This is a genomic window from Pseudoalteromonas sp. SR45-5, assembly GCF_014163565.1.
GTDB classification, from domain to species: Bacteria; Pseudomonadota; Gammaproteobacteria; order Enterobacterales; family Alteromonadaceae; genus Pseudoalteromonas; species Pseudoalteromonas distincta.
Genome location: NZ_JACJDN010000253.1, coordinates 1 through 5,445, shown reverse-complemented (window position 1 = coordinate 5,445; position 5,445 = coordinate 1). Strand labels below are relative to the sequence as shown.

At 39.4% G+C, this 5,445-nt stretch carries 4 protein-coding genes and 1 pseudogene; all 5 read left to right on the top strand.

Translation table 11 applies throughout. The annotated features are described in order from the left end of the window. The first annotated feature begins 239 nt into the window (after positions 1 to 239). Positions 240 to 1,829 (top strand): ABC-F family ATPase, encoded by a 1,590-nt coding sequence (locus tag H5072_RS10825; RefSeq protein ID WP_138490010.1) that lies wholly within the window; start codon positions 240 to 242, stop codon positions 1,827 to 1,829. Positions 1,830 to 1,979: 150 nt separating this feature from the next. Beyond that, positions 1,980 to 2,462: a 5-(carboxyamino)imidazole ribonucleotide mutase gene (gene purE / locus H5072_RS10820; protein ID WP_002962540.1), complete on the top strand. Its 483-nt coding sequence runs from the start codon at positions 1,980 to 1,982 to the stop codon at positions 2,460 to 2,462. 2 nt (positions 2,463 to 2,464) lie between these two features. Next, on the top strand, positions 2,465 to 3,616 hold the full coding sequence (locus H5072_RS10815) for a 5-(carboxyamino)imidazole ribonucleotide synthase (RefSeq protein ID WP_182693526.1): 1,152 nt from the start codon (positions 2,465 to 2,467) through the stop codon (positions 3,614 to 3,616). A 112-nt stretch (positions 3,617 to 3,728) separates the two neighbouring features. Further along, a complete protein-coding gene (locus H5072_RS10810) occupies positions 3,729 to 4,892 on the top strand; it encodes an endonuclease/exonuclease/phosphatase family protein (RefSeq protein ID WP_182693525.1) in 1,164 nt (387 codons plus the stop codon). Between the two features lie 132 nt (positions 4,893 to 5,024). Continuing rightward, positions 5,025 to 5,445, top strand: a pseudogene (locus tag H5072_RS10805) (S9 family peptidase); the annotation flags it as partial.

Below are 5,445 nucleotides of genomic sequence, written 5' to 3'. Positions count from 1 at the left end.
AATTTCTAATCTCTTATGCCCGTTTATAAAACATACTTTATGGATTTTAATTAGAATAAGCTGAATAAAAATTAACGAAACCATTAAATCTAATCCGTTATTTTTACTACTAACTACATAGCCATAATAAATGGCTAAAACGCAGTGGTTTGCTTTTAAACTTTCATAGAAAAACAGGCCATTTTGGTTTAAACTGCGCGCAATTTAAATACATCATTACTCCTTTGGAGGGTAGCGCTATTATTAGTACAGCTAATGTCACCATGCAATTTGGTGCTAAACCATTATTTGAAAATATCTCAGCAAAATTTGGCGATGGTAACCGTTACGGTTTAATCGGTGCAAATGGTTGTGGTAAATCAACATTTATGAAAATTTTAAGTGGTGAGCTCGAAGCGTCTGCAGGTAATGTAAGTACTGATCCTAACGAACGCGTTGCTAAACTTAACCAAGATCAGTTTGCCTACGAAGAATACTCAGTAATCGATACCGTGATTATGGGCCACAAAGAGTTGTGGGAAATTAAACAAGAACGAGACCGTATTTACTCTTTACCTGAAATGAGTGAAGAAGACGGTATGAAAGTAGCCGATCTTGAAACTGAATTTGCTGAAATGGATGGTTACTCTGCAGAATCTAAAGCAGGTGAGCTTTTATTAGGTGTAGGTATTGGCACTGACCAACACTTTGGCCCAATGTCAGAAATTGCACCGGGTTTTAAGCTGCGCGTGCTACTTGCACAGGTATTATTTTCAGACCCAGACATTATGCTACTTGATGAGCCTACTAATAACTTGGATATTTACACCATCAAGTGGTTAGAAGACGTGTTAAATCAGCGCGACTGTACCATGATAATCATCTCGCATGACCGTCACTTTTTAAACTCTGTGTGTACACACATGGCCGACATTGACTACGGCGAGCTTCGTATTTACCCAGGTAATTATGACGAATACATGTTTGCAGCAACGCAAGCACGTGAGCAATTACTTAACGAAAACGCGAAAAAGAAAAACCAAATTGCTGAACTTCAACAGTTTGTATCTCGTTTCTCTGCTAATGCATCTAAAGCTAAGCAAGCAACATCGCGTGCTAAACGTATCGACAAAATCCAATTAGACGAAGTTAAAGCATCTTCACGCCAAACGCCGTTTATCCGTTTTGATCAAGAAAAGCAGTTATTCAGAAACGCACTTGAAATGACAAACTTAACACAAGGTTTTGACGACAATACGTTGTTTTCTGGACTTGAAGGTTTAGTAGAAGTTGGCGAACGTATTGCTATTATTGGTGAAAATGGTGTTGGTAAAACAACATTACTTAATACATTAGCAGGGCGCCTAGCACCTAAAGCTGGTGAGTTTAAGTTCTCAGAAAACGCGAATATTGGTTACTACGCGCAAGATCACGCTGATGAGTTTGCCACCGACATGAACTTGTTTCAGTGGATGGAGCAATGGCAACAAGAAGGCGACGACGAGCAAGTGGTTCGTAGCTTCTTAGGCCGTATGTTATTCTCTCAAAACGATATTAAAAAATCAGTTAAAGTAATTTCAGGTGGTGAGCAAGGCCGCATGTTGTTTGGTAAAATTATGATGCATAAGCCAAACATATTGTTAATGGATGAGCCAACTAACCACATGGATATGGAATCAATTGAAGCGCTTAACTTAGCCCTTGAAGCTTACGAGGGTACATTGATGTTTGTTTCCCACGACCGTCAGTTTGTATCATCGGTTGCAACCCGTATTTGGGAAATTAAAGACGGTAAAGTTATCGACTTTAGAGGCAACTACGCCGAATACTTAGCGAGTAAAGAAGCTTAATTAGCTATTTACCCGTTAACTCAAAAAAGCCATGTTTAAACATGGCTTTTTTGTTTTTGTGAGTCGCAATTAAACTTGGTTTGGGTATAATACCCGCCTAAAACCGGACATAAGTCCGCTATTTTTAAAATACATTACTGAGGAGTATTTATGACTGTTGGCATTATTATGGGTTCAAAATCAGATTGGCCAACCATGGAACATGCAGCACTTATGCTAGAGCATTTTGGCATTAAGTACGAAACCAAAGTCGTGTCTGCACACCGCACTCCTCAATTACTTGCTGATTACGCAAGTTCAGCCGCAGAACGTGGTATTAAAGTTATTATTGCTGGTGCTGGCGGCGCAGCGCATTTACCTGGTATGGCGGCTGCTTTTACGTCGCTTCCTGTACTTGGTGTACCTGTAAAATCAAAAGCATTAAATGGTGTTGATTCACTTTTATCTATTTGCCAAATGCCTAAAGGCGTTGCAGTAGGTACGCTTGCAATTGGTGAGCCGGGCGCAGCAAACGCGGGTTTATTAGCTGCACAAATTTTAGGATGTCAAAATCCAGAAATTTTTGCAAAAATTGAAGCGTTTCGTAAAGCTCAAACCGACACTATATTAGCTAATCCAAACCCTGCAGAGTAATAATGAATATTTTAATATTAGGTGCAGGGCAACTTGCACGTATGATGAGCCTTGCAGGAGCGCCGCTTAATTTAAACGTTGTTGCGTACGATGTAGGCAGTAAACAAATTATGCACCCGCTAACCGGTGAGGTTTATAACACGTCGCTTGAGCAAGCAATATCAAACGCTGATGCCATTACTGCCGAGTTTGAGCACATTCCTGATGATGTTTTAACCCTTTGCTGTAACAGTAATAAGTTTTACCCAGGTAAAGCCGCTATTAAAACCGGTGGCGATCGCTCGCTTGAAAAGGCATTGCTTGATAAAACAAACGTAACTTGTGCGCCGTACCAATTAATTACTGAAAAAGCGCATTTAGAACTTGCCGTTAAAACTCTAGGTAAACCACTTGTAATTAAAACATGCCAAGCGGGTTACGACGGAAAAGGCCAATGGCGTTTAAAATCGGATGATCAAATAGACGAGATTTGGTCACAAATGGCTGATTTTATTGCATCGGGCACCGAGCTTGCGCCACATACGATTATTGCTGAAAAAATGATTCCGTTTGATCGTGAAGTATCTATTATTGGTGCGCGCGACAAACACGGTAATGTTGCTATTTATCCGCTAACAGAAAACGAGCACACAAATGGTGTATTAACGCTTTCTATTGCCGGTAAAAATAATCAAAGTGTTGAAGCTCAAGCAAACGATGCATTTAAAAAAATAGCAAACGAGCTTAACTACGTTGGCGTATTAGCAATTGAGTTTTTTGATGTAAGAGGCACGTTACTCGTTAACGAAATTGCACCGCGCGTACATAACTCTGGCCACTGGACGCAACAAGGTTGCCATTGCTCGCAGTTTGAAAACCACATGCGTGCTGTTGCAGGCTTACCGCTTGGTAATACAGAGCTTAAACACATTACCGCGATGATAAACGTATTAGGCCAACCAAGTATTCCAAGTGAAGTATTAAAAACGGTTGATGTAACGAGCCATTGGTACGGTAAAACAGCTAAGCCAGGTCGTAAAATGGGCCACATTAATGTATCAGCTGTTAATATGAGTGAGCTTGCGGACAAACTTGGTGAACTTACAGAGTACCTACCAGAGCAAGATTATCCTGGTATTTTAAAAGCAGCTGCCAATTTAGTGCTCAGTGAATAGTTATCATACCTTTATATAAATACCGGCTTAAGCCGGTATTTTTTTGTCATAAAAATGGGCTTTGAATATGTAATACTGTTAAAGTCTAATTTTAAATTTGTGAAGTAAAACAATGAAACTAAAAACAATATCTGGTGTGCTAGCCATTACTGCATTATTTAGCTTAAATACATTTGCATCGGAATCTCTTCGTGTTGCAACTTTTAATGTAAGTATGGATGCAACTAATCACACGCCTAAAGGTGAGCAAGTTAAAAGTGATGCTTTAGTTAATGCACTTAAAGCTAACCACCAGCAAATTAAGAACATAGCGGAAATTATTCAGCGTGTTCGCCCTGATATTATTTTACTTAACGAATTTGATTACATCCCAAAAGAGCAAGGCATTGAATACTTTAATCAGCATTATTTAAATGTAGGTCAGCAAAAACAAGCCGCTATTAACTACCCTTACTCTTATATTGCACCAGTAAATACAGGCCTAGCTACCGAGTTTGATTTAGATAACGATGGCAATAAAAATGGCGTGATGGGCGATGCACAAGGCTTTGGCTTTTTTGAAGGGCATTATGGTATGGCTATTTTGTCAAAATACCCAATTAATTTTGATAAAGTAAGAACCCTTCAAACCTTTAAATATAAAGACATGCCAAATGCACAAATGCCTGTGATGCCTAAAACAGGTGAAAACTGGTATAACGCACAAGAATGGCAAGCACTTAGACTCAGTTCTAAATCGTTTTGGGATTTACCTATTAGCGTAAATGATAAAACAATTCATGTTATTGCATCTCACCCAACACCGCCTGTATTTGACGGTGAAGAGGATAGAAACGGCAAGCGTAACCACGATGAAGTAAGATTAATTGCCGATTACGTTTCAAATGCTAAGTATATTTATGACGATAAAGGCGAAAAGGGCGGTTTAACAGTTCACTCTCGTTTTGTTATTTTAGGCGATTTAAATGCAGCCCCTGAGGGGGACAAAGCCCGTACAAATACCACCGACCAATTACTTAAAAACCCACTTATCAACGCAAGCTTTGTTCCAAAAAGCGAAGGTGCTAAAGAGCAGTATGATGTGCCATATGCACAAAATTACAGTGCTAATTGGCAAGCCCGTGTTGATTACGTTTTACCATCAAACTATGGTTTAAAAATTAAGGACGGTGGTGTGTTTTGGCCTACTAAAATGAGTAGTGAGTATCGCTTAATTAAAGATAGAAACGCATCGAGCGATCACCGCATGGTTTGGCTTGATTTGGTAATTGAATAACGCCTGTTAACAAGAGAAGCGCTAGTAAACTGAGCTTTACCCTGTTTAATGGCTATTTATCTTAAAAAATTGCAATAACTTAAGTGCTTCTGCTTAAATACGGCTTAATTATAATAACCGTATAGAAGCACTATGATTTTTAATTTTTCTTCATCTAAAACGTTAGTGGCCTTAGCTGTTGCCTCAAGTGTTATGCTTGCAGGTTGTAGCGCTACCGCTAATACCTCTTCAACACAGCAAAGTGCTTTACCAGCAACTAAAATTGCTGCGGTTGTAAACACGCCAGCAGATATCGGCTCACAAAAAATAACGCTAGAACAAGCAATGGCCGATCCGGATTGGATGGGTAATCAGCCAGAGGGTGCTTACTGGGCGAGCGATTCGTCTACTATTATTTATGCTCAAAAAGAGCAGGGTAATACACTACGCGATTTATTTAGCCAATCGGTTACTAGCCAAACAGCAGAGCAAGTAGCTCTTAATAAACTTCATACTGTGGGTTCAAATAAAGCCGTTTATTCTAAAAATAAAACAATGGCGGCCTACACATTTA